Below are 25,987 nucleotides of genomic sequence, written 5' to 3' on the forward strand. Positions count from 1 at the left end.
GTCACTGACCCCCCGCGAGCCGGGCCTGCATCTGTTGCGTGGTCAGCGGCTTGGCCGAGACCTCCCACCAGGTGTTGAGGCCTTCGTCGTACGCCGGTTGCACCGGCGGCATGCCGAAGCGGTTCTGATACACCGTCGGCGTGCCCTTGGAGTAGTAGTTGGGAATCATGTAGTAACCCCATTGCAGCACCCGGTCGAGGGCGCGCGCGTAATGCACCATGGCGTCGCGGGTGTCGGCCTTGACCAGTCCGTCGATCAGTTGATCGACCGCCGGGTTGGCCAGCACCATCGAGTTGGAACTGCCGATTTGTGTGGCACTTTGCGAGGCGTACAGGCTGTACAACTCGCGGCCGGGGGAGACGATCGGGTCACCACTGCGCGGGAAACTGGTGACGATCATGTCGTAGTCGCGGGCGTTGAGGCGGTTGATGTATTGCGCCGAGTCGATCCGGCGCAGATTGAGGGTGATGCCGATCTGCGCGAGGGTGCGTTTGAACGGCAGCAGCATGCGATCGAAACCGCCCTGACCGTCGAGAAAGGTGAACTCCAGCGGCTCGCCGGCGGCGTTGACCAGGCGACTGTGTTGCGGCGTCCAGCCGGCCTCGGCGAGCAGCTTCAGGGCCTGCAATTGCTTGTCGCGGATGTAGCCGCTGCCATCGGTTTTCGGCGCCTGATAGACCTCGGTGAACACCTCGTCGGGGATCTGCCCGCGCAGCGGTTCGAGGATCTTCAGTTCCTCGGCGTCGGGCAGGGCGCTGGCGGCCATTTCACTCTTCGGCCAGAAGCTGTTCTGGCGCACGTAGAAGCCGCGCATCATCTGCTTGTTGGTCCACTCGAAATCCCACAGCAGGCTGATCGCCTGCCGCACCCGGCGATCCTGAAAGATCGGGTTTTGCAGGTTGAACACGAAGCCTTGCGCCGCCGTCGGTTTGTCCGGGGCGAGGATCGCCTGCTGCAGGCGCCCGTCGCGCAACGCCGGGCTGTCGTAGCCGACTACATAACCGGACGAGGAAAACTCGCGGTTGTAGTCGAACGCGCCGGCCTGCAGCAGTTGCCGGGCGACGTCGGTGTCGCCGTAGAAATTCACCGTGAGCGTGTCGAAGTTGTACATGCCGCGACTGACCGGCAGGTCCTTGCCCCACCAGTCCGGATCACGCTGGAAACTGATGCTGCGCCCGGCGTCGACCTTGCTCACCCGGTACGGGCCGCTGCCCAGCGGCGGTTCGAAGCCGCCGCCGTTGGCGAAATCGCGAGTCTGCCACCAGTGTTCGGGTAGCACGCGCATCGTCGCCAGATCCAGCGCGAGGGTGCGGTTGAGGTTGTTCTTGAAGGTGAAGCGCACCTGCCGTGGACCTTCGATCAGCACGTCCTGCACATCGGCGTACTGCTGGCGATAACTGAGGCTGCCCTTGGTCATCAGCAGGTTGAACGTGTAGCGCACGTCTTCGGCGGTGATCGGCGTGCCGTCGGCGAAGCGGGCCTTGGGATTGAGGGTGAAGCGCACCCAGAGGCCCTCGGGGTCGCGCTCGATCTGCTGCGCGACCAGTCCGTAAACGGTGTACGGCTCGTCCAGCGAACGGAACGCCAGCGGCGCATACACCCAGTCATTGACCTGCACCACGGAAATGCCCTGATCGGCATACGGGGTGATGTAGTTGTACTGGCCGATTTCCATCGACGCCCGGCTGAGCGAACCGCCCTTGGGCGCCATGGGATCGACAAAATCGAAATGCTCAAACCCCGGCGGATACTTCGGCGCCTCGCCGTACACCGTCAGCGCGTAGCTGCCGCTGGCCAGCGCCGGCACTGCGGCGCAAAGCAATGCACCACCGAGCAGCAGCGCGGCCATGTTGCGCGAAAAGCTCATGAGGATCACTCCTGAAATCCCTGAAAGAACCCGGATCCCATGTGGGAGCTGGCTTGCCAGCGATAGCGGTATGTCAGTCGATATCTGCTTCACTGACACACCGCCATCGCTGGCAAGCCAGCTCCCACAGGGTTTTGCGATGCTCGTTCCTTAGAAGTGATACGTCATGCGCGCAAACAAGGTCCGTCCCAACGGGTCGGTGTAGCGCGGGTCATAGCCGCTCTGGAAGTTGTAGGCCTGGTTGGTGAATGGCGGGTTGCGGTCGAACATGTTTTTCATGCCTGCATCGACATCCAGCACTTTGTCGAAGGTGTAGCCGGCCGACAGGTCCCACACCGAATACGACGCCACGCGCTCGTGGGTATCGCGGTCGTAGTCGTTGTAACCGGTGGTGAAACGGTTGGTCAGCGACGCCCGCGCCGCACCGAAGGTCCAGCTGCCGGTGAGGTTGTGTTTCCAGCGGGCGATCACGCCGTCGCCTTCGAAGTCGCCGACCTTGTCGGTGAACGGGCCTTTGATGGTGCTCTGGAAGTCATAACTGTCGACGTAGGTGCCTTGCAGGCCCAGGCCGAACTGGCCGTACGGGGTGTTCGGGAAGCGGTAGTCCAGCGACACATCGACACCGTTGGTTTCGACGATGCCGAGGTTGGCGTTGCCGGTGACGATGTAGTTGAGCGTGCCGTCGGCGTTGCGCACGAAGCGGTCCGGGTAGGTGCCGGACTGATCGAACACGGTGGACTCAGGGAACGGCTGGATCTGGTTGGAAATGTGAATCCACCAGAAATCCAGACCCACCGACAGGTTGCTCACCGGTTGATAGACAAAACCGAGGGTGACGTTGCGCGCTTTCTCCGGGGCCAGATCCTCGTTGCCGCCGATCTGGTTGAGGAACTGCTGACCACAATCGCGCCCGCCGTTGCCGCCCGGTTGCACCACGCCGCCGGTACACAGCACCGGGTCGTTGTAGTAGCCCTGGGTGTACGTGATGCTGCGCGGCGAATACAGCTCATACAGCGATGGCGCACGGAAGCCTTCGCTGTACGCGCCGCGCACCACCAGCTCCTTGAGCGGCTGATAACGGAACGAGTATTTCGGGTTGGTGGTGCTGCCGAAGTCGCTGTATTTGTCGTGGCGCACGGCGGCGGACAGTTCGAGGCTGTCGAGCACCGGTACGTTGATTTCGGCGTAGGCAGCTTTCACGCTGCGGTCGCCGTCGACGCTGCCGGCCGGGTCGATGCCGAGGCTCTGGATGTCACCGGCAAACTGCTCGAAGTCCTGATGGAATTTCTCTTTGCGGTATTCACCGCCCAACGCCAGACCGGCAGGGCCGGCACCGAACCAGTCGCCAATCTCGCGGCTGACTCGCCCGTCGAACCCGGCGACGCGGCCGACCGCCGTGGTGTAGGCGCCGTGGTACATGGCCTGGTCGATGTACTGCTGACCGGCAGCGGATTGCGGGCCGAACGGGTTGAGCAGACCACTGGCCAGACCATCGATCATCGCCTGATCGCTGACATAACCGCTGGTGACGCTGGAGACGATTTTGTTCTGGTTGTACGAGGCGCCGACGTTGTAATCCCAGCCGCCGACCAGCCCGTCGAAGCTCAGCAAAAAGCGCTGGCTGGTGTTCTGGTCTTTTGATTCACGCGGGCCGGCAGCGGTTTCGCGCCAGTTCACATCCACCGGTTGCGTCGGGTCGAGGGCGAAGCCGGTCGGACCTGGGGTGATGCCGTTGCCGGGGTAGTAGGGCGACGACGAATCCAGGCTCAATCCGGTGAGCGGGGCCGGGCCGACTGCGGTGGCGTTGTTGTTGCGCGACCAGAAATATTCGAGGTTGACGTTGTGGTCGTCGGACAGCTTGCCGGTGGTCTTACCGAAGAACGAGGTCTTCTCGGTTTGCGGAATCAGGTCGATGTATTCGCGGGTGCTGAAGCGGCACAAACCGTCGCGCGCGACCAGGTTGGGGCCGTTGCAATTGCTGTTGGCCAACGGGTTGGTGGCGTTGCCGTTCTGGCTATAGTTGCCGGGGAAGGCGGTGCCGGAGGTCTGGTCCAGACCACGGCCGGGCACATAGTCGCGGGCAAAGGAGCGGTCGTTGGCGTCGAGGTTCTGCTGCTTGTTGTAGTTGAACACGCCGAGCACGTTGAAGCGGTCCTGCTCCAGATCGCCGTAGCCCCAACTGGCGCTCATGTCCTTGGTGGCGCCGCCGCCACTGTGGGTCGGGGTCTCGCCGCCGAGGGTGAGCTGGCCGTCGGTCAGGGATTTCTTGGTGATGAAGTTGATCACGCCGCCGATGGCGTCGGTGCCGTACAGCGCCGAGGCGCCGTCACGCAGGACTTCCACGCGCTCGATGGCGGCAAACGGGATCATGTTCAGATCCACCGCGCCGCCGGCCGAGTTGGTGCCGGACAAGGCGTTGTTGGCCAGCCGTCGACCGTTGAGCAATACCAGCGTCTTGTTCGCGCCGATGCCACGCATGTCGGCGAACGAGGCGCCGCCGGTGGCGCTGCCGACCGAACCGGCGCTGTTATTGATCGACTGGCTGCCGGTGATGCGCTGCACCAGTTCGGCGGTGGTGGTCACGCCCTGTTTGCGCAGCTCGTCGGCCTTGAGAATGGTGATCGGCACCGCCGTCTCGGCATCGACCCGGCGAATCGCCGAACCGGTCACTTCCACCCGTTGCAGTTGCGTGGTCGGCGCGACCACTGCGGCGGCTGCCGGGACGCTGGCGTTGTCGTCCTCGGCGGCTTGCACGGTCCCGGCGCCCATCCCCATGGCCACCAGATACAACGGAACAAAACGGTGACGAGAAATCGTTGCCACCAATGGTTTGAGCGTGAAGCGTGGAGTGTTCATCAGCATGGTTGTTTCCGACTTTATCAGACGTTATCGAATTGGCCTTGTGAGCCCCTCATTGCTCCGCTTTCGGTGATACCGCGTGCGGAAAACCACTTTCTTCAAGCAAGCCGATCCCCTCCGAAGACGCGTGGCGTTTTTTCGGTCGGCTGATTGCGACGGGAGCCGGTCGGCGGTGTCGGGCGCGTTTCTCAGCACGCGCCCGACACCGCACTCAGTGGGTGGTCATCACCGAAATCTTGCTGATGCCCGAGCGTTCGATCGACGCCATGGCCTTGGCCACCTGGCCGTAATTGACGTTGGCATCGGCCTGCAATTGCACGCGCACTTCCGCATCCTTGGCCTTGACCTCCTTGAGGCTGGCCTCCAGGGACTCCGGCGCCAGTTCGGTCTTGGCCAGATAGAACTTGCCGTTCTGATCGACGCTGACCACTACCGGGTCTTTCTTCTCGGCGGGGGCGACGGCGTCGGTTTTCGGCAGGTTGACCTTGATCGCGTTGGTCATCAGCGGCGCGGTGACGATAAACACCACCAGTAGCACGAGCATCACGTCCACCAGCGGCGTGACGTTCATTTCGCTGAGCACTTCATCGCTGTCTTGGGTGGAGAACGACATCAGCTGGCCTCCCGCACGGCGGCTGTGGTTTTGCTGGCGATGGCCTGGCGGCTGATGGAAAACGCGCTGCGCGAGGCGAGGGCGTCGAAGTCGTGGGCGAAGTCGTCCATGTCCGCCGAAGCCAGTTTCAGGCGGCGCAGGAAGAAGTTGTAAATCAGCACCGCCGGGACCGCGACGGCGATGCCCACGCCGGTGGCGATCAGCGCATGACCGATCGGCCCGGCGACCGCTTCAAGGCTGGCCGAACCGCTTTCGCCGATGCTTTGCAGGGCTTCCATGATGCCCCACACGGTGCCGAACAGACCGATGAACGGCGCGGTGCTGCCGATACTGGCGAGAATCGCCTGGCCGTTTTCCAGCGAACGACGCTCCTTCTGGATCTGCTGGCGCAGGTTGCGTTCCAGCCGATCCGAGCGGTTGATGGTGTGCGCCAGTTGTTGCGTGGTGCGCGGCGATTCTTCCACCAGCAGCGCTTCAAACCCGCTGCTGGCGATGCGCGCCAGAGAGCCCGGGTACTGACTGGCGTGTTCGGCGGCGGTGAGCAGGTCCGGCGCGCCCCAGAAAGCTTTGCTGAACTGTTTGTTCTGGGCTTTCTGGCGCAGGTATTGCGCCGACTTGACCAGCAGAATCGCCCAGCTGATCACGGAAAACAGCACCAGGCCCCAGAGCACACCGGGGACAATCATCGAAGACAGTGAAGAGTTCATCGCTACACCTCGCTTGCAGTAAGTCGGTTGTGAGTTCGTCGGGTTGCGCCGTTATTGCGGCAATTTGAAATCGATGGTCTGGGTGGCGAAGCCGTCAATCGGCATGTCACCGCGCTTGGCCGGAATAAACTTCCAGTTCTTCACCGCTGCCACCGCCGCGTCGTCCAGTTGCGGCTTGCCGCTGGACTTGGTCACCGTGACCGAGCCGGCGCGACCGTTGGCCAGCACCTGAATCCGCAGCACCACGCTGCCTTCCCAATTGCGCCGCAGTGCCAGCGACGGGTATTCCGGCGGCGGGTTGCCGAGGCTGGCGAGACCGGAGATCGCCGCCGATTCCTTGACCGGCGCGGGCGCGGCGGCAGGAGCCGGAGGTGCGCTCGGAGTGGTCGGAGCGGCGGGCGCGGCCGGTTGTGCCGGGGCCGCTGGGGCTTTTGGTGGCTCAACCTTTTTCACCGGTTTCGGCTTCTCCACCGGTTTCGGTTTTTCGATCGGCTTGGGTTTCTCCACCGGTTTGGGCGGTGGCTTGACCGCGTCCTCGTCTTCCACCGGTTGCTCCGGTTCGGGCGGCGGTGGAGGTGGCGGCGGTGGTAGCGGTTCCGGGGTGGGCGGTGCCGGTGGCGTCGGGCTGGTCAGCTCGACGGTCATTTCCGGAATCTGCGGCGGGGTCGGCAGGGGCTCGGGCCGGGTCTGCTGGAGAAACCACCAGGCGCCGCCATGGATCAGCGCCGACACGGCCACCAGCAACAGCATCTGCTGCCGGTTCAACCCGCCGGGTTGCGAGGTATTGGCTGTGAAGGCCGGTCTGCCCGGTGGCGGCGGGATGGGCGCTTCCCGTAACGACCCCGGCAGGGTGGTGTGCTTTACCGCATCGTTCATTAAAGCTCCCTCGGGTTGATGAAGGGCAATAAGGTGCCGTCCGAACATTTGGCTAGGCTCTGTGTGAAAAGCCTTGATACTCGGTGATGCTGCGTTGAAAACAGCCTCGGAATGCTCATTTACAACCCGTAAACTCCGCTTCCTCGGCTGTTTTCGCCTTGCCTGACCTTCGTCTCAAGACTTTTCACACAGACCCTGATGTTCGAGTGGGTGGGTGCAACTTTCTTCAAGGTGTGCGCAGGCCGATAGTTGAACTATCTATCTAACAGGCTTGGGCAAACTTAGTGGCTTAGCGCCATCGACTTCGGATGTTCATTAGCCATTCCCTGGTGTTGTTTTATGTAGGAGCTGCCGAAGGCTGCGATCTTTTGATTTTTAAAAGCCAGATCAAAAGATCGCAGCCTCCGGCAGCTCCTACAGGTCATGTGTTCGATGTTCGTTTTGCAACCGCTGTGCCAGATATTGCTGAAATGTAGAGCGGTTATTTCATGACTGTTACCCATGTCGCATTTATATAAGTTTTATCGACCGGCCCGGTTTCCTTTAGTGCAAGGCTGCCCACGGCCCCGAATTCCGGAGCTTTTTTACAGGCGAGTCAGGCCGGGCGCTGTATCGGCCGCAATGGCCGGATAGAGCCGCTGAACTCAAGTCCTCCGGGGCGCCGGATGGTGCGCGGCGGACTGATTTGGTGCGGGTCAATGTTTTAGCGGGTCACGGGGTATGTTCCTTGTTTTTGTTTAAATGAAACCGGTGTTGTGCAAGTGCCTCGGTGTTGTTTGTTGGCGCAATTTTGGTGCAATTAAAAAATGGAAGTTATTGTTCGACAATTCGGCAATTGCTGATGAAGACAATGCCAGTGCAATAACTTCTCGAGTCTTATTTAAAAACTAAATAACACCCTGCGGCCGGCGCATTGTTCAGCGCCGGACACACTGTGCAGTTGCCAGGTTCAGGTAATAAAGTAAATGCGTGGGTGGCCGAAAGTGTTCAGCTGAACTCGGCGTTGCGCGGATGGGTATAAAAAGACGGTGAAGCGGCAGAGCGATTGAAGATTCACGCGCGGAACTCCTTGTTGCCAGCTCGGATACGCGAACTTTTGGTTCGGTATCGCACCTTACAAGAACGCGGATAGCGTTCGATGAATGCTCTTGGTGCGGGATGGGCACCGCCAGCGCTGTTTTGCGAGGTTTGATTCGCAAGTCGCGAACGCATGGGAAAAACGTGCCAAAACCGATACACCCGCTATAAATAGGGCTACACCAGACCTGACGAGATCGAGGAGGGGGGGCATGTATCACCTATACGGACATCGCAATTCCGGGGCGGCCGCCATCGAGGCGGCACTGGAGTTGTGCCAGATCGCCTATCGCTTCATCGATATCGAAGCGTCCAATGAAGCCGCCGAAGCGCTGGCGCATCTCAATCCACTGAAACAGGTGCCGACCCTGCAGTTGCCCGACGGCAGTGCGATTACCGAGAGCGTGGCGATCCTGATTCATCTGGGCCTGAGCTTTCCCACGTCCGGCCTGTTGCCGGCCAAAGCGGCTGATCGTGATCAGGCGATTCGCGGCATGGTCTACATCGCCAGCAATTGCTACGCGGCCGTCGGCATCATCGATTACCCCGAGCGCTGGCTGTTGACGCCGGACGAAGCCGCACGGCAGAACCTGATTGCCGGTGCCCGTGAGCGCTTGCACTGGAGCTGGGAAGTGTTTGCCGACCAGTTTTCCGCCGAGTTGTATCTGGACGACGAAACGCCGGGCGCGCTGGATGTGCTGGCGGCGGTGGTGACGCGCTGGGCGGGCAGCCGCGAGCATCTGCGCCAGACGCGGCCGGGGTTTTATGCATGGTTGCAGCGGATTGACCGGCACCTGGTGCTGGCGCCGGTGTTTGCGCGGCATTGGCCTGCCTGAATACACCGCAGATAAAAATGTAGGAGTGAGCCCTGTGGTGAGGGGATTTATCCCCGATGGCCTGCGCAGCAGGCCCTCAGTCTTTGGGGGTGCTTCGCGCCCCATCGGGGATAAATCCCCTCACCACAGGGCTCGCTCCCACAGGGTTAGGGGATGATCCGGAAAGTCATTCCCCGCGAATGTACTGCTCCAGCTGTTTGATCAGCTCCGCCTGTTCGGCAATCGCTTCCTTGACCAGGTCGCCGATCGACAGCAAACCGATCAGTTCATCGTTCTCCACCACTGGCAAGTGGCGCAAACGCTTGTCGGACATGATGCTCAGGCAGGTGTCGACGGTCTGGCGGCTGTCCACGGTGATGACATCCGCGACCATGATGTCTTTAACTGGTGTCCCTACAGACGAACGACCCTTGAGGATCAGTTTGCGGGCATAGTCGCGCTCGCTGATGATGCCTTTGACTTTGCCAGCCTCCACGACCAGCAATGCACCGACGTTCTTTTCGGCCATTTTGGTCAAGGCTTCGAACACCGATTGGTGCGGCAGGATCTGGTGCACTTCCCGATTTTTCTCATCTTTGAGCTTGAGCAGTTCGGCGACGGTCTTCATGGCGGTTTCTCAGGTGTTGTCGTTGTTCTCCAAGCATCGTAGACCCTGGCGCGCAGGGCAAGGTGGCAAAGCGGCAGATAGCACGCAAAAAACGTCATTTATCGATTTTCCATTCACGCTGACCGACAAATGTCCTGAAATAGATCCCTGATCGTCTTGCACGATGAATTGACTAGACTCGAACACCTTTTTTTCATGGATGAAAATGTTGTTTATGTCTGAACCAGCACCGTCAATAGCCCCCCGCTTGAGACCCAATACTGCGCTCAACTTTATTGCCAGCACTGTTCCCGATTGGTTGTTGAGTTCTTCCGCTGTTCATCGTGAGGCCATAAGGCAGTCAGCCGGGCAGGAACTTGCCTGGTTTCATCGCGCCTCGACCAAGCTGCGCTCGGAAACGAAACGGGCCATCAGCGCGAGCTGGGAGTCTCGTCAGGCCGTCGAGAAGATCTTCGGTCAACTCACGCAAGTCGATATATTTGCCGAAGGGCTGCTGCGCGCTGCACTACTGGAGCGGTATGGCGTTACCGTTGATGTGCGCCGAACCTGTCTGCAACTGCACCGTGAGAGCGGACTCATCAGCGGTTCCAGAACACGAACCTTGTCGTTGCTGGATGCGTGCCTGCAGAATTTCGAATTGAAAGAAACCCAAGCGGCTTACTTTGATGCGGCAAGCGACTTTATTACCCTCCCGGACAAGATCGGCCACTTCGAGATTGTGCCGATCAAGGCAAAGGTTTCAGTCAGCGATTTCACCGCGTTGTGTCGTGAACTGGACGTCGGCGCGCAGTACCAGAAATATCTCGATGATTTTTTCGATCTGACCAATCCCGTAGCCCGGACATGGCTGGAATACAAGATCGAGTCCGGTGCAAAAAACGATCTGACGGTTGGCTGCCACCTCGCGTTGATGAAGCGGGATATCGATCCGGACGCTCATCGCATGCTGCTGAGCCTGGTGAAGAGTAAGAACCGGCTGACCTGGCGCGGGCAGACAGTTCACTGTCACACCTTGACGATGATGGATGTCGAGTTGAGCGGCATTGTGATGGTGTCTGCCGATCTTGAGAGCAGCGAGTCGGTTGTTCCGGTGATCGCCTTGGTGCCTCACGATCCCGATCACCCGGTGAAACAATATGCGTCTTCTGCGCACTTCGTTGCTGTACTGACAGAGCAATTGCGGTCGCCTGAGTATCAACGGTTTTTCAGTCGGTTTGTCCCTCACCAACAGCGTGGTTCGTTCTTTTTCCAACTCAATGATCGCCTGTCCAGGCTGCAATGGCATCCCTCGGTTGCTGGTCAGACATTGCCTGCGTGGCGACCCGAACCCGTGCTTCGCCCTGATCTGAGGTTCGGCTACGCGCGGATACGGGAAAAATTCTGGCGACATGAGTTTCAGCGAAAACTGGATAGATTGTTCGCCGATGCCAGAGCTCGAGCGGTGCCCACTAACGATGAGGATGCCAAGTCGCGCTGGGCTCGTTGGGACAGCTTTGTAAACGTTGCCCTGGCCGTGCTCGAAGTGGCCGCATTCGTGGCGACACCGTTCGTGCCGTTTCTGGGCGAATTGTTGCTGGCCTATACCGCCTGGCAATTGCTCGATGAAACGTTCGAGGGAGTTATCGAATGGGCGGAGGGGCGGCGCACGGAAGCTGCCGGGCAGTTGTTCGAAGTCGTTGAAAGCCTGATTCAGTTGGGGCTGTTGGTGACAGGCGGCAAGGTGCTGGGCGCCGTGTTGCCGCTGAAGCCTTCGCCCTTCATCGATCAGATGAAAGTCGTCGAAATGAGCGACGGACGCTCGCGTTTATGGGACACCGATCTTCAGCGCTATGCGCAACCCATGTCCCTGGGCGAGTCTGCCCGGCCGGATGCCAGCGGCCTGTACCACCATGCCGGCGAGGAGGTCTTGCCGCTGGAGGGCAAGCATTTTGTCGTCCGAGCTGACTCTGGATCCGATGAGTATCGTATCCACCATCCTTCCCGGGACGATGCCTACGCGCCGCGACTGGCGCATAACGGGGCCGGGGCCTGGGTGCACGAGGCCGAGCGTCCCCAGACCTGGCAGGGCAGTCGACTGATGCGCCGGCTCGGGCATCAGGTCGACGGTTTCTCCGACGCGGTTCTGGAGCAGATTCGTATCGTCAGCGGTGTGGAGGAGGGCGCATTGCGCCGGCTCCACGTTGAGCAGGAGCCGCCGCCCGCCATGCTGGTCGCAACGCTGCAGCGGTTCGCTGCTGATCAGGCGATTGAAACATTTATCGCCCAACTGAGTAGCGATTCGTTGCAGATCCACGGTCAGGCCGATGTGCAGTTGCAACTGCAATTACTCGCTGAGCAGCCGAAATGGCCGAAAAAACTTGCGCTGCAATGGCTGGACGATCAAGGCAGCGTACTCTGGCGCTCGTCATCATCGGCGGAAAATACACCCATCAGTCTGCGGCGCGAGGGCAGCGGTTTCGACCTGGCGCGCACAGTGCTGTCGCAGTTGAGCGAGGGCGATATCAAGTCCTTGCTGGATGAAGAGTTTGGTCTTGGCGTCGTCGCGCTCAATGTGCGCGCCGCCAGACTGCGCGCACTGATGGTGACGGCAGCGAAAACGCAAAGAATGGCGTTGATCGAGGACTGGGCCAAATTACGCGAGCGACCGCCTGCGACGTCTGCTGAAAGCCTGTTGCTGCGCAAGGAGTTTGCGCAATTGCCCGGTGAACTTGCCAATGAAGTCCTGCTGAACATCTTGCCGGCGGAACAACAGTTGGCCAGCGAGCAGGGACAATTGTCGCTGCGGTTGAAACAGGCCGCCCGTGAAGCGCTGCACGAGTGGCGCATTACCCGTGCGGTGGAAGGACTTTACCTGCCGAACGATGCCAATCTCGACAGCTATCGATTGGCCTTTCACAGCCTGGAAAACCTGCCGGGCTGGTCCTCCGGAGTACGTCTGGAAATACACAATCAGGCGTTCAACGGCCCGCTGATCGACAGCGTCGGGACGCCATCGGCACCGCTGCGTAAAGTGCTGGTGCGCACGCTCCAGGAAAGATTCCTGGCTTATGACGCGCAAGGCCATGAATTGCACGGCGCGGCTGATTTCTACAACGCTGTATTGCAGGCATTGCCGGATACCGAACGCCAGAGTCTTGGCCTGGGCATCGGTGAAGGACCGCGACTGCGTTCCCGTCTGCAGTCACTTTCAATCAGTCGGGCCGAGCTGCGCGGTGTGCTGCAGGAGGCATCGGTTCGAACGGCGATCGACAGCCCGGTGCAGCCAGGTTACGTGCTGATCGAGGAACACCTGGCCGGCTCGGGTGGCGAGGAGAGTCTGGAGAGTCGCTACAAAACCCTGTACCCACAAGCCACAGCGGATAACTTCCAGGCATTTGTGCAGGCATCCGGTACACCTGAAGAAGCGCTACGGCTGATTCAGCAGCGGCAACTGACGTTCAGCAAACTCAAAGAGGCCCTTGACGACTGGGTTTATGTCGAGCGTGGCGAGTTACTGCCGATGGATCAGCGTTATCACAAACGACGCTTCGCCAAGGCCCTCAAGCAATGCTGGAGGGCGGGCGAAACGGTGGGTGCGGACGGTTACACACTGGATCTGGATTTCCACTGGACCAGTGATTTTCTCGAGTATCTGCCGCCGCTGGAGGTTGAATTTCCTCACGTCAGCACGCTGCAGTTTCGTCATGTGGAATTGCGTACCGATATCGGTGTATTTCTCGGCTATTTTCCGAAATTGAAGGTGCTGGATCTCAGCGAAAATTCGCTTGCTGTCTTTCCGTCGCCGCCACACGGTCTGCGTGCGCTGGAGACACTGACGCTGACCAATAATCAACTGACGCTGAGTGCCACAGACGTCCTGGAACTCAGTCGCCTGACCCGCTTGCAGACCTTGAGTCTGGGCGGCAACCCGGCGCTGGGGCTGGCGCCGGATGTCAGTGCGATGGTTGACCTTCAAGTGCTCGATCTGCATGACACCGGCCTCGGCGAATGGCCGACCGGCCTGTTCGCCGTGCCACGTCCACGGGCGTTTGAGCTGAATCTGCAAGGCAATCCGATCGAACAGGTGCCGTCGGTGACCCCAGGGTCCGAGCAGGCACGGCTGATCGCCCGAACCCGTTTAAGTCGTGAGCACCTGTCCGATCAAGGTCGTGAGCAATTGCATGCCAGCATGCGCTCGGTCGGCTACGACCCTGCACGCAGTTACCCGCCCAAAGGCGAGCAGACCAGCGTGCGTTGGCTCGAGGGGCTGACCGATGAATCCCGCCAGCACAAGCAGACGCGCTGGGATGAGCTGGAGCGAGAGCCGGATTCGCAAGGTTTTTTTGAAGTGCTGGAGAAACTCACCGAGTCAGCCGATTACGCCGATGAGAGCAGTCGCGCAGGGCTCACCGAACGGGTGTGGCGAATGCTCGATGCGGCGATGCAGGACACGCCATTGCGTGAGGAGTTGTTTCGCATGGCAAGCAATCCTGATTCCTGTGCCGACGCCGGGGCGCAGATCTTCAATGAGATGGGGATCAAGGTGCTGGTGCACGAAGCCTGGCAATCCTCCAGTCCTGAACAACTCGAAGCGAGTCTGTTGCAACTGGCCAAAGGCAAGTCACGCCTGGATCAGGTCAATGAAATTGCCCGTGCCACCATTCAGGAACGCTTGCAGGCAGGTGAGACCTTTATTGCGATCGATGAGGACGGAGAGTTGACGGGCAGCATCGATGAAGTGGAGGTCTATCTGGCGTTTCAGACCGGGCTTGCCGAGCGCCTGGAATTGCCGTGGCAGTCGCGGGGCATGTTGTTTCGCGATCTGGCCGAGGTCAGCGAGGCGCAGATCGAGGCGGCGGGTCAATCGGTGCTGGCCATCGAGGCGGGTGACGGGCTGGCCGAGCGCATGATCGGGCAGCGCTTCTGGCGCAAGTACCTGAAGGGCAGGCACGCGCAGGCGTTTGCGCGCAATTCCCAGGAGTACAACATCAAGGCTGAGGCGCTGCTTGATCGGTATTTGTCGGGCAGCATCACTTCCAGCGTTTACGAGCGCGAGCTTGTCGGGTTGGCCGAAGAGCGCAGGGCTCCCCTGAAAACATTGACCCTTGCCGCTTTGGCGAACGCCACGTAAGTCGATTGCATGAGATCGGCATGGTCTGAACCATCACGCCGATCTCATTGTGGTTCAGTACCGGCGATTTCGTCCGAAGCTCGGGGCCGGTCCAGCACGGTTGGGAGTCTCTTTGCTATCGGTTACTGTTGCCCATTTCGCCGCGTCCGTTTCTGTTTCTCCGGTTGGGACATAGAAGGCCGTCTGACTGCTCTCATAAGTCTCCACCAGCGTGCCGCGGCAGTTGTAGCAGGCCGGAAAAGCTTGTGCATAGTTTTTATGTTGTAACTTCTGAGTCACCACTTCAATGAGCGCCGGATTGTTTGCGCCCGTTCGGGTTTGCTGTTGATAAAGCATGAAACTGGCGGCCTGGACCTCGGCGTGGGCCCCCGGCAATCCGGCCGATTGGGGTAAATAACCACCCGATGCGGAGATATGCGACTTGATGTTTTCCTGAATGATCGAGTGGATGGGAGGTACCTCTCTCTCGAGACCTGACAGCGCCACTGGAGTGACACTTTCACCTTCATAAAGCTTGACCGGATAGACCGGATCGTTAAATCGCTGGATATACCTTTCACTCATGTACTCGAGAAATTTCGCCGGATCGGTAATCTTGATTACGCCTCCAGCGACCAGATTTTCTTTCGGCAGATTGGGATCGTAGTCTCTACTGACCACTGCCCCATGATTTTCTGGCGTCAGACGAACCTTGAACGGTTTGCCGAACCTTGACGTTCCGCCTTCACGGGGAATATTGAAAAAATCGGTCGCCTGCACGACTGTTGAATGTTCGCCATCGGACGGGTGAAGTGCTGCTCCGGCGTGAGCGACAAGTTGGGTGTCTCTTGCGTTTGCGCCAAAATCGAGATTCGCATGAGGCGTTCTCAAAATTTCCCCCGTTCTGTCACCGACTTTTCTGATGAAGCGTTCCCCATATTTGTACGTCTGCTGCCGATCTTTTCCGCGCACAAGTCCGTTGGTATCGACGAAACTGATCGGGTTATTCCCAACCATCGCATACAGATTCAACCCATCCACCGCCCCCGCCGGATCGGCGCTGATCCAGCGCTGCAACCACGGTGCGTAATAACGTCGACCGTAGTAATAAAGTCCGGTGTCGTCCTGCTCCTTGCCCGAATAACGTATCGTTTTATAGCTCGCTTCCAGCGCCGAACGCGCCACCAACCAGGCGGTGCCGCCGAACGGATAGTGGTCTTCCTGACTGATCAGCGCAGCGTCCTGGTCGAGTTCGATCAGGCTGGAGCTCTGGCTGTCTTCAAGGCAGTAACGCAGTTGATCATTGAGGATTTCACCGGGGCGTCCGCTGAGCCAGTGCAGACAGCGGACGTTGCCGATCAATGCCGGAAATGTGATCACGTGCAATGCTTCGCCGGTTTCGCGGGTACGTATTTCGAGGCCTGGCAGGTAACGGGCCTGATGAAAATGCGTCGTTGTCGAGCCCTGAGTCTCATGGTGTTTGTAAACCCGGACGCCACCGCTGTAGCGGTAGTTTTCCTGATCGGGCAGGGCGGATTTGCGTTCGATCAAGGGCACTGCGGCCAGTTCATCAAGGACGTTCCATTGCAGGTCCTGGCCCGGTTGCAAGGTTTGCAGATTGCCGTGAGCATCGAACAGTCTGGTGAAATCCGGCGGTGCATCTCCCTCGTTCCAGCGCACACCCCGGTTGCTATCGGGGTCAATCGACATCTGCCGGGTATAACCGCCGACTGCTCGGGAGTGCACCAGTTTGATCAGGTTGCCGCCTGAGTCGTATTCATAAGTCTGGGTGTAGTTGAGAATATGGCCGGGATCGCTCGGCAGCGGGCGTCCGGGAATCTCGGCCACGGGGGCGGCGTCGTGTCCGGTGGCGCGGATCAGACGGTACAGCGAGTCGTGACTGAAGAAACGTTTGCCATCGATCAGCTGATTGGCAAAGTACACCGGGTTGAAAGTCAGATCTTCAAGACTCACGACGTTACCGACCTTGTCATACCGGTATTGCAGATTTTGTCGCAGGGCCTGGCCGGGTACGCCGGCCTTGATACCGTTCAGGCGTCCGTCGGCGGGATCGTAGCTCCAGCTGCAGAGCACATCGTTGCCCAGTGTCTGCTCGATTTTCTGGCCTTCGGCGTTGTATCGGGCGTGTTTGAGAATGGCTTTTTCGGCGCTGTCGCCATTGATTTTCAGGGTCAGCTGCTGCAGTTGGCCGGCGACGTCATAGCGGGAAAGTTGTTGGTGCCCGGCCGCATCCGTCTGGCTCAACGCCATACCGTTGGCCGCGTAACGCCATTGCGTGGTGTAGGCAGCGCCATCGAACAGCGTGCGGGTCTCTTCAAAGGGCAAGGCATTCAGGCTGAACGAGCTGTATTCCAGAGCGCCCGATGCATCGGTTTTGCGCAGCAATTGACCGCGCAGGTTGTGGGCGGGATCAGCATCGGCCGGGCCAAAGATCATGGCTTCTGTTTCAGGGCCTTCGTTCAGGCTGATACCCCGCAAACGCAGTTGATTGTCGTAGCGGTTGCTCCAGCGATTTCCTCGCTCATCCCAGCGCCGCACGACCTCGGCAGCCAGCCCAGGCAAGCTCAAGCGCCAGCCGGCGTCTGCGCTGTCGAGAAACAGCGTTTGTCCGGTCAGCCCGTACGTCGTCGTCAAATTGGCTTTTCGCGCGGTGCCGAAGAGGCGTGGATCCCATTGCTCTACTGGCCGGCCGGCAACATCGTGAAATTGGCGCGTGATCAGTGGCTGCACAGGCGCCGAAGCCACATTGCGCAAGTAAGCCACCTGCCGAATGGACAGGCCGCGGCCATCAAACACATCGACCGAAGGGGTTCTGTGATGCAGGGATGGTTCCATGTCCCTTATCCTCGACGCGCAGCAGCGCTGGTGGCAAAGACGAAACTAACAGGGCGCGGCGTGCGTGTAACCTGTCAACTCTGACAGCGTCGCCCGATCATCCCCGACGTTTGCCATCCCCACCGAATCGCTCAATGCCGAGTAGAATGCCCGCTGATTAAACTCCTGAGGTTGCAGTGGTGGATTTACAGCAGGGCTTCGTCCTGACCCGGCATTGGCGCGATACCCCGGCCGGCACCGAAGTCGAGTTCTGGCTGGCGACCGACGCCGGGCCGCGCCGTGTGCGTCTGGCGCCGCAGACCTCGGTGGCGTTTATCCCCGCTGAACAGCGCGAAGCGGCCGAGCGCCTGCTGCACGATGAAAAGAACGTCGAGCTGCGCCCGCTGGCCCTGCAGGATTTCGCACATCGTCCGGTGCTTGGGCTGTATTGCCAGCAACACGGCCAGTTGCTGCGCCTGGAAACCGCGCTCAACCGCGTCGGGGTCGACGTTTACGAAGCTGATGTGCGTCCGCCGGAGCGCTACCTGATGGAGCGTTTCATCACCGCGCCGGTGCTGTTCGGCGGCAGTGCCGATGCTGATGGCGTGCTGCTCAACGCCCAGCTCAAACCGGATCCCAGGTACCGCCCCAGGTTGCGCCTGGTGTCGCTGGACATCGAAACCACCGAAACCGGCGAGCTGTATTCGATTGCCCTAGAAGGCTGCGGCCAGCGCCAGGTGTACATGCTCGGCGCGCCCAATGGTGACGCGAGCATCGTCGACTTCGATCTGGAGTACTGCGATTCGCGCACGCTGATCCTGAAGAAACTCAACGATTGGTTCGCTCGCCACGACCCCGATGCAATCATCGGCTGGAACGTCGTGCAGTTCGACTTGCGCATTCTTCACGAACACGCGCGGCGCCTCGGTGTACCGCTGAAAATCGGCCGTGGCGGCGAGGAAATGCAGTGGCGCGAACACGGCAGCCGCACGCATTTCTTCGCCTCGGCGGCGGGGCGGCTGATCATCGATGGCATCGAATCGCTGCGCTCGGCGACGTGGAGTTTTCCTTCGTTCAGTCTGGAAAACGTCGCCCAGACCCTGCTCGGCGAGGGCAAGGCGATCGACAACCCGTATCAGCGCATGGACGAAATCAACCGCATGTTCGCCGAGGACAAACCGGCGCTGGCCAAGTACAACCTCAAGGACTGCGAACTGGTCACGCGGATTTTCGAAAAGACCGAGCTGCTGACGTTTTTGCTCGAGCGTGCCAGCGTCACCGGCCTGCCGGCGGATCGCAGCGGCGGCTCGGTGGCGGCGTTCACTCATTTGTATATGCCGCTGATGCACCGTCAGGGGTTCGTCGCGCCGAATCTGGGGACCAATCCGCCCCAGGCCAGCCCCGGCGGTTTCGTCATGGATTCGCAGCCGGGACTGTACGAGTCGGTGCTGGTGCTGGATTACAAGAGTCTGTATCCGTCGATCATCCGCACCTTTCTGATCGACCCGGTGGGGCTGATCGAAGGCTTGCAGCACCCCGACAATGCCGATTCGGTGCCGGGCTTTCGCGGCGCACGATTCTCGCGCACCCGGCATTGCCTGCCGTCGATTGTCGCGCGGGTTGCCGAAGGTCGCGAGACCGCCAAGCGCGAGCACAATGCACCGCTGTCGCAGGCGCTGAAGATCATCATGAACGCCTTCTACGGCGTGCTCGGGTCCAGCGGTTGCCGGTTTTTCGATACGCGCCTGGCGTCGTCAATCACCCTGCGCGGCCACGAGATCATGCTGCGTACACGCCAGCTCATCGAAGCGCAGGGCCACGCGGTGATCTATGGCGACACCGACTCGACCTTTGTCTGGCTGCGTCGCCCGCACGGGCAGGAGGAAGCCGCGCAGATCGGCCAGGCACTGGTCAGGCACGTCAACGACTGGTGGCGCGAGCACGTGCGTGAGGAGTACGGTCTGCAAAGTGCTCTCGAATTGCAGTACGAAACCCACTACAAACGCTTTCTGATGCCGACCATTCGCGGTGCGGAAGAGGGCAGCAAGAAGCGCTATGCCGGTCTGGTGACCCGTGCCGACGGCAGCGAGGAAATGGTCTACAAGGGCCTGGAAACCGTGCGCACCGACTGGTCGCTGCTGGCGCGGCAGTTTCAGCAGGAGCTGTACGAACGGATCTTCCAGCGCAAGCCGTATCAGGATTACGTGCGCGACTACGTGCGCAAGACCCTCGCCGGCGAATTCGATGAGCGCCTGGTCTACCGCAAGCGCCTGCGCCGCACCCTCGACGACTACGAACGCAACGTGCCGCCGCATGTGCGAGCGGCGCGGCTGGCCGACGATTACAACGCGCAGCACGGTCGCCCACGGCAATACCAGAACGGCGGCTGGATCAGTTACGTGATCACCCTGGCCGGGCCGGAACCGCTGGAAGTGCGCCGCGCCGCGATCGACTACGACCATTACATCACCCGCCAGCTGCAACCGGTGGCGGACGCGATCCTGCCGTTTGTCGACGACGATTTCTCAACCCTGATCGGCGGGCAACTGGGCCTGTTTTGAGTCCAGCAGTTGCAGGGTCCATTCGTCGCGGATGCCGTGGAAGTAGCGTTCGAGTGCCTGATCGAACGGGCAGTCTTCGGCGCTGAACTGCGCGAACAGGGTCATCGACGAATGGAATTTCAGGTCATCGGGATGGCCGAAAATCTCCGCTATCGAGCGCTGGCGGATGTTCAGCACCAACTGGGTGCAGGTGCGCAATCGCGCGCCGAGCAGGTCGTGGGCCAGATACGCCTGCGCTTCCTCGGCGGACTGGATGGCGAAGCGCTGCGACATCTCGCTGCCACCCAGCCCGGCGAACTGCGGGAACACAAACCACATCCAGTGGCTGCGCTTGCGCCCCTCATTCAGCTCGCGCTGCACCCGCTCGAACACCGGGTCCTGAGCCTGGATGAAACGCTGCAGGTTGAACGGGTCGTGCTGATCAGTGCTTCTCATGACGAAGCCCTCGCCAGCGGCGGGCGACTCAAACCATCGCCAGCCGCTGCTTGCGTTGTGGCGCCTTGAATACCTGGTCCAGCGCCGCCAGATCCCCGGCTTCCAGTTGCAGCTGCGCCGCTTGTGCGTTGAGTTGCACGTGTTCCGGTCGCACAGCCTTGGGAATCGCAATGACACCATCCTGCCGCAGAATTCACGCCAGCGAAACCTGCGCCGGGGTCGCGTTGTGACGAGCGGCAATCTGCTTCAGCACCGGTTCAGCCAGCATCGCGCCGCCCTGGCCGATCGGGCAGTACGCCATTAACGGCATACGCTGCTGTTGGCTCCATGGCAGCAGATCGAACTCGATGCCGCGCTCTTCGAGGTTGTACAGCACCTGATCGGTGGCACAGGCCGAGGAGGACAGTTCTTCGAGGTCATCGACATCGAAATTCGACACGCCCCAACGACCGATCTTGCCGTCCTCGCGCAGGCGTTCGAAGGCCTCGACGGTTTCTTCCAGCGGATACTGGCCGCGCCAGTGCAGCAGATAGAGGTCGATGTAATCGGTGCCGAGCCGACGCAGGCTGCGTTCGCAGGCTTGCGGGATGCCTTTGCGGCTGGCGTTGTGTGGATAGACCTTGCTCACCAGAAATACCTGATCGCGCAGGCCGGCGATGGCTTCGCCGACCACCGTTTCGGCACCGCCCTCGGCGTACATTTCTGCAGTGTCGATCAGGGTCATGCCCAGTTCGATGCCTTGGCGCAGCGCCGCCACTTCACGTTGGTGCGCCGCGCGATCTTCGCCCATGTGCCACGTGCCCTGGCCAATCACCGGAACCTGCACGCCTGCCAGTTCAAGGGTACGCATTCAAACCTCCTGTGCTGATGGTCGATACCTTAGTGGGCAGCAGGATAGCGCAGGGGTTCCATGGGGGATCAAAAGCAAAAGATCGCAGCCTGCGGCAGCCCCTACAGGGGAAACACAATCCCAATGTCGGAGCTGCCGCAGGCTGCGATCTTTTGATCTTCAGCTTTTATTTGGCAGAAAATTTCAGCACCACACTGTGCGTATAAGTCTGCCCCGGATCCAGCCGCGTGCTCGGGAAGTCCGGCTGATTCGGTGCATCCGGATAGTGCTGCGTCTCCAGGGTAAACGCGCCCCAGTGCGGATAGACCTTGCCAGCCTTGCCCTTGACCGTGCCGTCGAGGAAGTTGCTGGTGTAGAACTGCACGCCCGGCTCGCTGGTGAACAGCTGCAGGTGCCGCCCGGATTGCGGGTCACTGACTTCGGCGGCGACTTTTTTCACATCACCTTGAGTATCCAGCACCCAATTGAAATCGAAGCCGCCCTGTTTCGCTTCGGCGAATTTCAGTTGTGGGTGATCGGCCTTGATGTGCGTACCGATGGCGGTGGGTTTGGTGAAGTCCATCGGTGTGCCGGCCACGGGGGCGAGTTCGCCAGTGGGAATCAGTTTTTCGGTGACCGGGGTGTAATGGCTGGCGTTGAGGGTGGCGACCTGCTTGAGGATGTCGCCATTGCCGGCGCCGGCGAGGTTGAAGTAGCTGTGGTTGGTCAGGTTCAGGACCGTCGGTTTATCGGTGTTGGCCTTGTAGTCGATGCGCAGCTCGTTGCTGTCGGTCAGGCGATAGGTCACCTGCGTGGTGAGATTGCCGGGGAAGCCCATCTCACCGTCCGCCGACAGGTAGGTCAGGGTCACGCCGACCGAGTCCTTGTCCTTGAGCGGTTCGGCTTTCCAGACTTTTTTGTCGAAACCCTGCGGGCCGCCATGCAGGGCGTTGGACTTGTCGTTCTGCGGCACCTGATAACGCTTGCCGTCGAGTTCGAAGGCGCCGTCGGCCAGGCGATTGCCGAAGCGGCCGATGGTCGCGCCGAAATACGCCGTGCCTTTCTGGTAGCCCTGGACATCGTCGAAGCCCAGCACCACATCGGCAGCCTTGCCGTGTTTGTCCGGGACCAGCAGCGATTGCAGGGTCGCGCCGTAGGTGATGACCGTCGCCTGCATGCCGTGGCTGTTGCGCAGGATGTATTGCTCGACGGGGGTGCCGTCGTTGGTTTTGCCGAAGGCTTTATGTTCGGCAGTCAGGCCCGCCGCGTTGGCGGAAAGGGTGGCGATCATCAGGGACAGTCCGAGGCCGGAGAGCAGGTGACGTGATTGAAGCATGGTTGACCTTCCTTTTTGTTGTTGTTTTGAAAACACCACGATTACGTGTAGGAGCTGCCGCAGGCTCGGGCCGCGTTCGGACGATCTTTTGATCTTGATCTTTAAAAGCAAGATCAAAAGATCGCAGCCTTCGGCAGCTCCTACGCATAACTAGTCAATCTATTTGTGTTGTAAGAGAAGATTTATAGCCGATTAATGGTTTATTTCAAAAATAAAGACTGACTATTTTGTCGGGCGTTGCTCGACCACGTATCAACCGGTGACATCCGCCACCGCACTTTTTCGCAATTGCCGGCTCTATCCATGGCCAGGACGCGGCGATGCCCGCCGCGCAGGAATGTGCCCGTTCGAGAATTCATGCCGAGAGTTTGTGCCCTGATCGCCGCTGTTATTCGTCGCCCATGCCTGATGCTGGCGTGCCTGTCCTCGTTGCTGCTCGGCGGTTGCAGCCACCAGAGCGGCAACGGTTTCATCGCTCAGATGCGTGACGGGCAGCCGCAGGAATTTCTGCAGACCAGTGTCGATCGCATGGCCACGCTGGCGATGCGTGACAACCTCAACAGCCTTTACCGGTTAATGGGCAAGCTGTATTTGCGCAACCCGCAAGAGCTGCGCAAGTCGGGTTTTCTCGATATCAACACTGCCGTGAAACAGGTGCGCCTTGCGGTTGAGCAGCAGCAACCATTGCCGGTGCTCGGTGGGCGCAAGGACTTGGCGGCGCTCAGTTATGCGATGAGTCCGGAGTTTCTCGGGGACCGGGTCGGCGCGTTCATCTACGCCATTGGCAGCATGCTGGTCACCGCCCACGGCAATCGCGTCGAGTTTTACATGACCGATTCGATCAACCCGACCTTCGTTCACAACGCCGCGCGCAACATCGAGAAAGCCACGTGGATTCTCGCCCAGCGGCAGAACAAGGAAGGCCAGCCGCTGCTGTTTTCCAACGAGATTTCCGAGGAGGGCAGCAACCTCAGTTTCGCCACCGAGTTCGGCAAGATCGTCGCGCGGCTCGACCTGCTGTCGCAGATGCTCGACGAGCGCTACCGGCGCATCGGCCTGAATTACGCGCAGAGCTTGCTGTTCCTCAATTTCCTCCCGGTCCAATAAACCGACCCCTGTAGGAGCTGCCGCAGGCTGCGATCTTTTGATCTTGCTTTTAAAAACAAAATCAAAAGATCGCAGCCTGCGGCAGCTCCTACAGGGTAGGAATAACGATAGACCGCATCGATATATGTGGTTATATGAAAAATCGCTATGCTGCGGGCCAGATTTTTCCTGTCGTTTTCTGGACGTGTTAATGGAATTGGCAAATTTCGGCCTGGTCATCGCCGGGCTGGTGGTAGGTTTTATCGTCGGCATGACCGGCGTCGGCGGCGGTTCGCTGATGACACCGATCCTGTTGTGGTTCGGCATCAACCCGGCCACCGCCGTGGGCACCGACCTGTTGTACGCGGCCATCACCAAATCCAGTGGCGTGCTCGTCCATAAAAAGAACAACAACATCGACTGGGCCATCACCGGCTGGCTGACCCTCGGCAGTGTGCCGGCCGTGGCCATGACCTTGTGGTTCCTCAGCACCCTGCACACCGCGCCCGAGGCGATGAACGCGATCATCAAGCAGGCCCTGGGCTTCGTGCTGTTCGCCACGGCGCTGGCGATTCTGTTCAAGAAACGCTTGCTGGCATTCGCCCACAAACGCGCCGGTGGCAACTACAACCCGAGCGGCACCCGCCTGAACGTGATGACGGTGACCACCGGCCTGATACTCGGCACGATGGTCGCCCTGACCTCGATCGGCGCCGGCGCCCTCGGCACTGTCGCGTTGTTCATCCTCTATCCGCTGCTGCCGACCCGCCGTCTGGTCGGCACCGAAATCGCCCACGCCGTACCGCTGACCCTGGTCGCCGGCCTCGGCCACGCGAGCATGGGCAACATGGATTGGGACGTGCTGGGCTTCCTGCTGCTGGGCTCGTTGCCGGGCATCTGGCTCGGCAGCCACCTGACCGGGCGCATCTCCGACGAACTGCTGCGCCCGTGCCTGGCGACGATGTTGCTGTTGATCGGCTACAAGCTGGCGTTCTGATCGAAGCCATGATCGAAACCGCCCTGCATGGCAACGAGCGTCTGGCCATCACCGTCGAGCCGCGGGAGATGCGCATGAGCGTTGCTCCCTCGCCATAAGAGGGCACCTCAATCAACGCTGGATGACGAACTTCATCACTGTCACCGGCAGATCGTCGTACAGCAAATCCTCGACCACCTGCCAACCCTGGCGCGCGTAAAGCGCTTGCGAAGCGTCGGTGTACAGATACAACTCACGCACACCCAGCGCCGCCGCTTCTTCGGCCACACGATTGACCAATTGCGAGGCAATCCCTCGGCCGCGCTCCTGCGTTTTCACATACACCCCGGCCAGCCAGGGTGTGAGGTCGGGACGCAGTTTCAGATCGTTTTCGAGCAGCATGGCGCCGCCGAGCAAGCGCGAACCCTCGAGCGCTACCACCACGCTGGGAATCGCACCTTTGCTGCAGGACTTGCGCATGTGCTTAATGCGGTCCTCGACCGTTTGCCCGGGTCGAAACCGGCCCCATTCCTCGAAGTGAAGGGCGGCCAGTTCCTCAATCAGATGCGGGTGATCACACAAGTAGTCAATGTGCATGGGGTGAACTCCATTTCGTGGGCAGAACGACCACCCTAATGCGCTCATAAAAGGTAATCAAATCCGCGTCACGATCACGCCGATGCGGTTGCGCAATGTCGCGGCTGTCCTAAGCTTCTGACAGGGCGAAACATATTTGCCGGGCCGGCCCGGAACAATCGCCACGATGCGCAATCATTAGAGCGTGGATATCAAAAGGAGATGCGCATGCTCATCAGGTCACTGACCCTGACACTCTTGCTGGCGATTGCCGGCCCTTCATTCGCCGACAGCGATTCGCCCATCGCAGGGGACATGGGCCGGGCCCGACCGTTGATCGTGATCGCACAAAGCACCGTCGACCCGGTGTGGGTGAGTCTGAAAAAGTCGCTGGAAGATCCGGCGAACAAGAAGGGCGTCACCGATCGCAACATCAAGGTCTACACCATTCTCAATATGGCCGGGCAGCTTGATGGCAAGGACCTCGGCCAGCAGGACACCATGGCCTTGCTGCGTTCGCTGAAGCTGGGCGCCGGGGCGTATCCGAAAGTGTTCCTGCTGGGCAAGGACGGCGAAACCAAACTCTCGGCCTCCGGCGAGGAAGCAAAATCCGTGGACCTGAAGAAGATCTTCGACACCGTCGATGCCTTGCCGGCAAGCGAAAAAGACATCGCGCCGCCAACGGTTGCAGCACCCGTAGCCGCTGAACCGACGACCAAGAAAGGCGAGAAGGGCACCAAGGCGAGCAAACCGGCGAAACCGAGCAAGCCACCGGAAATGCCGGATGATTGACCCTGCAACCTGAAACGAAAAATGGGCGAC

General features: G+C 60.1%; 16 protein-coding genes and 1 pseudogene. 6 read left to right on the forward strand and 11 right to left on the reverse strand.

Annotated features, from left to right (window positions below; all coding sequences use genetic code 11):
• Position 1 precedes the first annotated feature (1 nt).
• The 5 genes from ACXR0M_RS26280 to ACXR0M_RS26300 form a co-directional block, all read right to left on the reverse strand.
• Positions 2-1,867 (reverse strand): extracellular solute-binding protein, encoded by a 1,866-nt coding sequence (locus tag ACXR0M_RS26280; protein WP_458834532.1) that lies wholly within the window; start codon positions 1,865-1,867, stop codon positions 2-4.
• 150 nt (positions 1,868-2,017) lie between these two features.
• Complete coding sequence (locus ACXR0M_RS26285) at positions 2,018-4,729, reverse strand: TonB-dependent receptor (RefSeq protein ID WP_458834533.1); 2,712 nt, start codon at positions 4,727-4,729, stop codon at positions 2,018-2,020.
• A 208-nt stretch (positions 4,730-4,937) separates the two neighbouring features.
• Positions 4,938-5,339 carry an ExbD/TolR family protein gene (locus tag ACXR0M_RS26290; protein ID WP_458834534.1) on the reverse strand — a complete coding sequence of 134 codons (402 nt, stop codon included), beginning with the start codon at positions 5,337-5,339 and terminating at the stop codon, positions 4,938-4,940.
• A complete protein-coding gene (locus ACXR0M_RS26295) occupies positions 5,339-6,046 on the reverse strand; it encodes a MotA/TolQ/ExbB proton channel family protein (protein WP_458834535.1) in 708 nt (235 codons plus the stop codon). Before ACXR0M_RS26295 ends, ACXR0M_RS26290 begins: the two co-directional genes overlap by 1 nt.
• A 51-nt stretch (positions 6,047-6,097) precedes the next feature.
• The gene (locus tag ACXR0M_RS26300; protein WP_458834536.1) at positions 6,098-6,922 is read right to left on the reverse strand and encodes an energy transducer TonB; all 825 of its coding nucleotides are present in this window, start codon (positions 6,920-6,922) and stop codon (positions 6,098-6,100) included.
• A gap of 1,289 nt (positions 6,923-8,211) precedes the next feature.
• On the opposite strand from ACXR0M_RS26300, the gene ACXR0M_RS26305 reads away from it, so the two are divergent.
• Entirely contained in the window at positions 8,212-8,835 is a 624-nt protein-coding gene (locus ACXR0M_RS26305) for a glutathione S-transferase N-terminal domain-containing protein (RefSeq protein WP_458834537.1), read from the forward strand.
• A 166-nt stretch (positions 8,836-9,001) separates the two neighbouring features.
• Here the strand turns inward: ACXR0M_RS26305 and ACXR0M_RS26310 are convergent, their stop codons facing one another.
• Entirely contained in the window at positions 9,002-9,442 is a 441-nt protein-coding gene (locus tag ACXR0M_RS26310; protein WP_458834538.1) for a CBS domain-containing protein, read from the reverse strand.
• Between the two features lie 214 nt (positions 9,443-9,656).
• Between ACXR0M_RS26310 and ACXR0M_RS26315 the strand changes: the two genes are divergently transcribed.
• The gene (locus ACXR0M_RS26315) at positions 9,657-14,552 is read left to right on the forward strand and encodes an NEL-type E3 ubiquitin ligase domain-containing protein (protein WP_458834539.1); all 4,896 of its coding nucleotides are present in this window, start codon (positions 9,657-9,659) and stop codon (positions 14,550-14,552) included.
• Positions 14,553-14,606: 54 nt separating this feature from the next.
• Here the strand turns inward: ACXR0M_RS26315 and ACXR0M_RS26320 are convergent, their stop codons facing one another.
• Positions 14,607-17,387, reverse strand: a complete 2,781-nt coding sequence (locus ACXR0M_RS26320; protein ID WP_458834540.1) for an RHS repeat-associated core domain-containing protein — start codon at positions 17,385-17,387, stop codon at positions 14,607-14,609.
• Positions 17,388-17,566: 179 nt separating this feature from the next.
• On the opposite strand from ACXR0M_RS26320, the gene ACXR0M_RS26325 reads away from it, so the two are divergent.
• Entirely contained in the window at positions 17,567-19,927 is a 2,361-nt protein-coding gene (locus ACXR0M_RS26325) for a DNA polymerase II (protein ID WP_458834541.1), read from the forward strand.
• Here ACXR0M_RS26325 and ACXR0M_RS26330 read toward each other — a convergent pair.
• From ACXR0M_RS26330 to ACXR0M_RS26340, 3 genes and pseudogenes are all read right to left on the reverse strand, one after another.
• Entirely contained in the window at positions 19,892-20,362 is a 471-nt protein-coding gene (locus tag ACXR0M_RS26330; RefSeq protein WP_458834542.1) for a DUF1810 domain-containing protein, read from the reverse strand. The two genes, ACXR0M_RS26325 and ACXR0M_RS26330, sit on opposite strands and share 36 nt — an antisense overlap.
• A gap of 28 nt (positions 20,363-20,390) precedes the next feature.
• Positions 20,391-21,212: pseudogene (locus ACXR0M_RS26335) on the reverse strand (aldo/keto reductase).
• A 166-nt stretch (positions 21,213-21,378) separates the two neighbouring features.
• The gene (locus ACXR0M_RS26340; RefSeq protein ID WP_458834543.1) at positions 21,379-22,527 is read right to left on the reverse strand and encodes an aldose epimerase family protein; all 1,149 of its coding nucleotides are present in this window, start codon (positions 22,525-22,527) and stop codon (positions 21,379-21,381) included.
• 357 nt (positions 22,528-22,884) lie between these two features.
• Here ACXR0M_RS26340 and ACXR0M_RS26345 point away from each other — a divergent pair, with 357 nt between their 5' ends.
• Together ACXR0M_RS26345 and ACXR0M_RS26350 are read left to right on the forward strand one after the other, a co-directional pair.
• Complete coding sequence (locus ACXR0M_RS26345) at positions 22,885-23,634, forward strand: hypothetical protein (protein WP_458834544.1); 750 nt, start codon at positions 22,885-22,887, stop codon at positions 23,632-23,634.
• A gap of 190 nt (positions 23,635-23,824) precedes the next feature.
• The gene (locus tag ACXR0M_RS26350; RefSeq protein WP_458834545.1) at positions 23,825-24,610 is read left to right on the forward strand and encodes a sulfite exporter TauE/SafE family protein; all 786 of its coding nucleotides are present in this window, start codon (positions 23,825-23,827) and stop codon (positions 24,608-24,610) included.
• 111 nt (positions 24,611-24,721) lie between these two features.
• Here the strand turns inward: ACXR0M_RS26350 and ACXR0M_RS26355 are convergent, their stop codons facing one another.
• On the reverse strand, positions 24,722-25,186 hold the full coding sequence (locus tag ACXR0M_RS26355; RefSeq protein ID WP_458834546.1) for a GNAT family N-acetyltransferase: 465 nt from the start codon (positions 25,184-25,186) through the stop codon (positions 24,722-24,724).
• Between the two features lie 207 nt (positions 25,187-25,393).
• Between ACXR0M_RS26355 and ACXR0M_RS26360 the strand changes: the two genes are divergently transcribed.
• Positions 25,394-25,957 (forward strand): DUF4174 domain-containing protein, encoded by a 564-nt coding sequence (locus tag ACXR0M_RS26360; RefSeq protein WP_458834547.1) that lies wholly within the window; start codon positions 25,394-25,396, stop codon positions 25,955-25,957.
• Positions 25,958-25,987 lie beyond the last annotated feature (30 nt).

It is taken from the genome of Pseudomonas sp. Eth.TT006, from assembly GCF_054456575.1.

Excerpts from the sequence above, each read along its gene's own strand:
- ACXR0M_RS26340 (WP_458834543.1), bottom strand. The coding sequence starts at position 22,527 with ATGCTTCAATCACGTCACCTGCTCTCCGGCCTCGGACTGTCCCTGATG.
- ACXR0M_RS26295 (WP_458834535.1), bottom strand. The coding sequence starts at position 6,046 with ATGAACTCTTCACTGTCTTCGATGATTGTCCCCGGTGTGCTCTGGGGC.
- ACXR0M_RS26305 (WP_458834537.1), top strand. The coding sequence starts at position 8,212 with ATGTATCACCTATACGGACATCGCAATTCCGGGGCGGCCGCCATCGAG.
- ACXR0M_RS26350 (WP_458834545.1), top strand. The coding sequence starts at position 23,825 with ATGGAATTGGCAAATTTCGGCCTGGTCATCGCCGGGCTGGTGGTAGGT.
- ACXR0M_RS26330 (WP_458834542.1), bottom strand. The coding sequence starts at position 20,362 with ATGAGAAGCACTGATCAGCACGACCCGTTCAACCTGCAGCGTTTCATC.
- ACXR0M_RS26355 (WP_458834546.1), bottom strand. The coding sequence starts at position 25,186 with ATGCACATTGACTACTTGTGTGATCACCCGCATCTGATTGAGGAACTG.
- ACXR0M_RS26360 (WP_458834547.1), top strand. The coding sequence starts at position 25,394 with ATGCTCATCAGGTCACTGACCCTGACACTCTTGCTGGCGATTGCCGGC.
- ACXR0M_RS26310 (WP_458834538.1), bottom strand. The coding sequence starts at position 9,442 with ATGAAGACCGTCGCCGAACTGCTCAAGCTCAAAGATGAGAAAAATCGG.
- ACXR0M_RS26290 (WP_458834534.1), bottom strand. The coding sequence starts at position 5,339 with ATGTCGTTCTCCACCCAAGACAGCGATGAAGTGCTCAGCGAAATGAAC.
- ACXR0M_RS26345 (WP_458834544.1), top strand. The coding sequence starts at position 22,885 with ATGCCGAGAGTTTGTGCCCTGATCGCCGCTGTTATTCGTCGCCCATGC.
- ACXR0M_RS26285 (WP_458834533.1), bottom strand. The coding sequence starts at position 4,729 with ATGCTGATGAACACTCCACGCTTCACGCTCAAACCATTGGTGGCAACG.
- ACXR0M_RS26280 (WP_458834532.1), bottom strand. The coding sequence starts at position 1,867 with ATGAGCTTTTCGCGCAACATGGCCGCGCTGCTGCTCGGTGGTGCATTG.
- ACXR0M_RS26300 (WP_458834536.1), bottom strand. The coding sequence starts at position 6,922 with ATGAACGATGCGGTAAAGCACACCACCCTGCCGGGGTCGTTACGGGAA.
- ACXR0M_RS26315 (WP_458834539.1), top strand. The coding sequence starts at position 9,657 with ATGTCTGAACCAGCACCGTCAATAGCCCCCCGCTTGAGACCCAATACT.
- ACXR0M_RS26320 (WP_458834540.1), bottom strand. The coding sequence starts at position 17,387 with ATGGAACCATCCCTGCATCACAGAACCCCTTCGGTCGATGTGTTTGAT.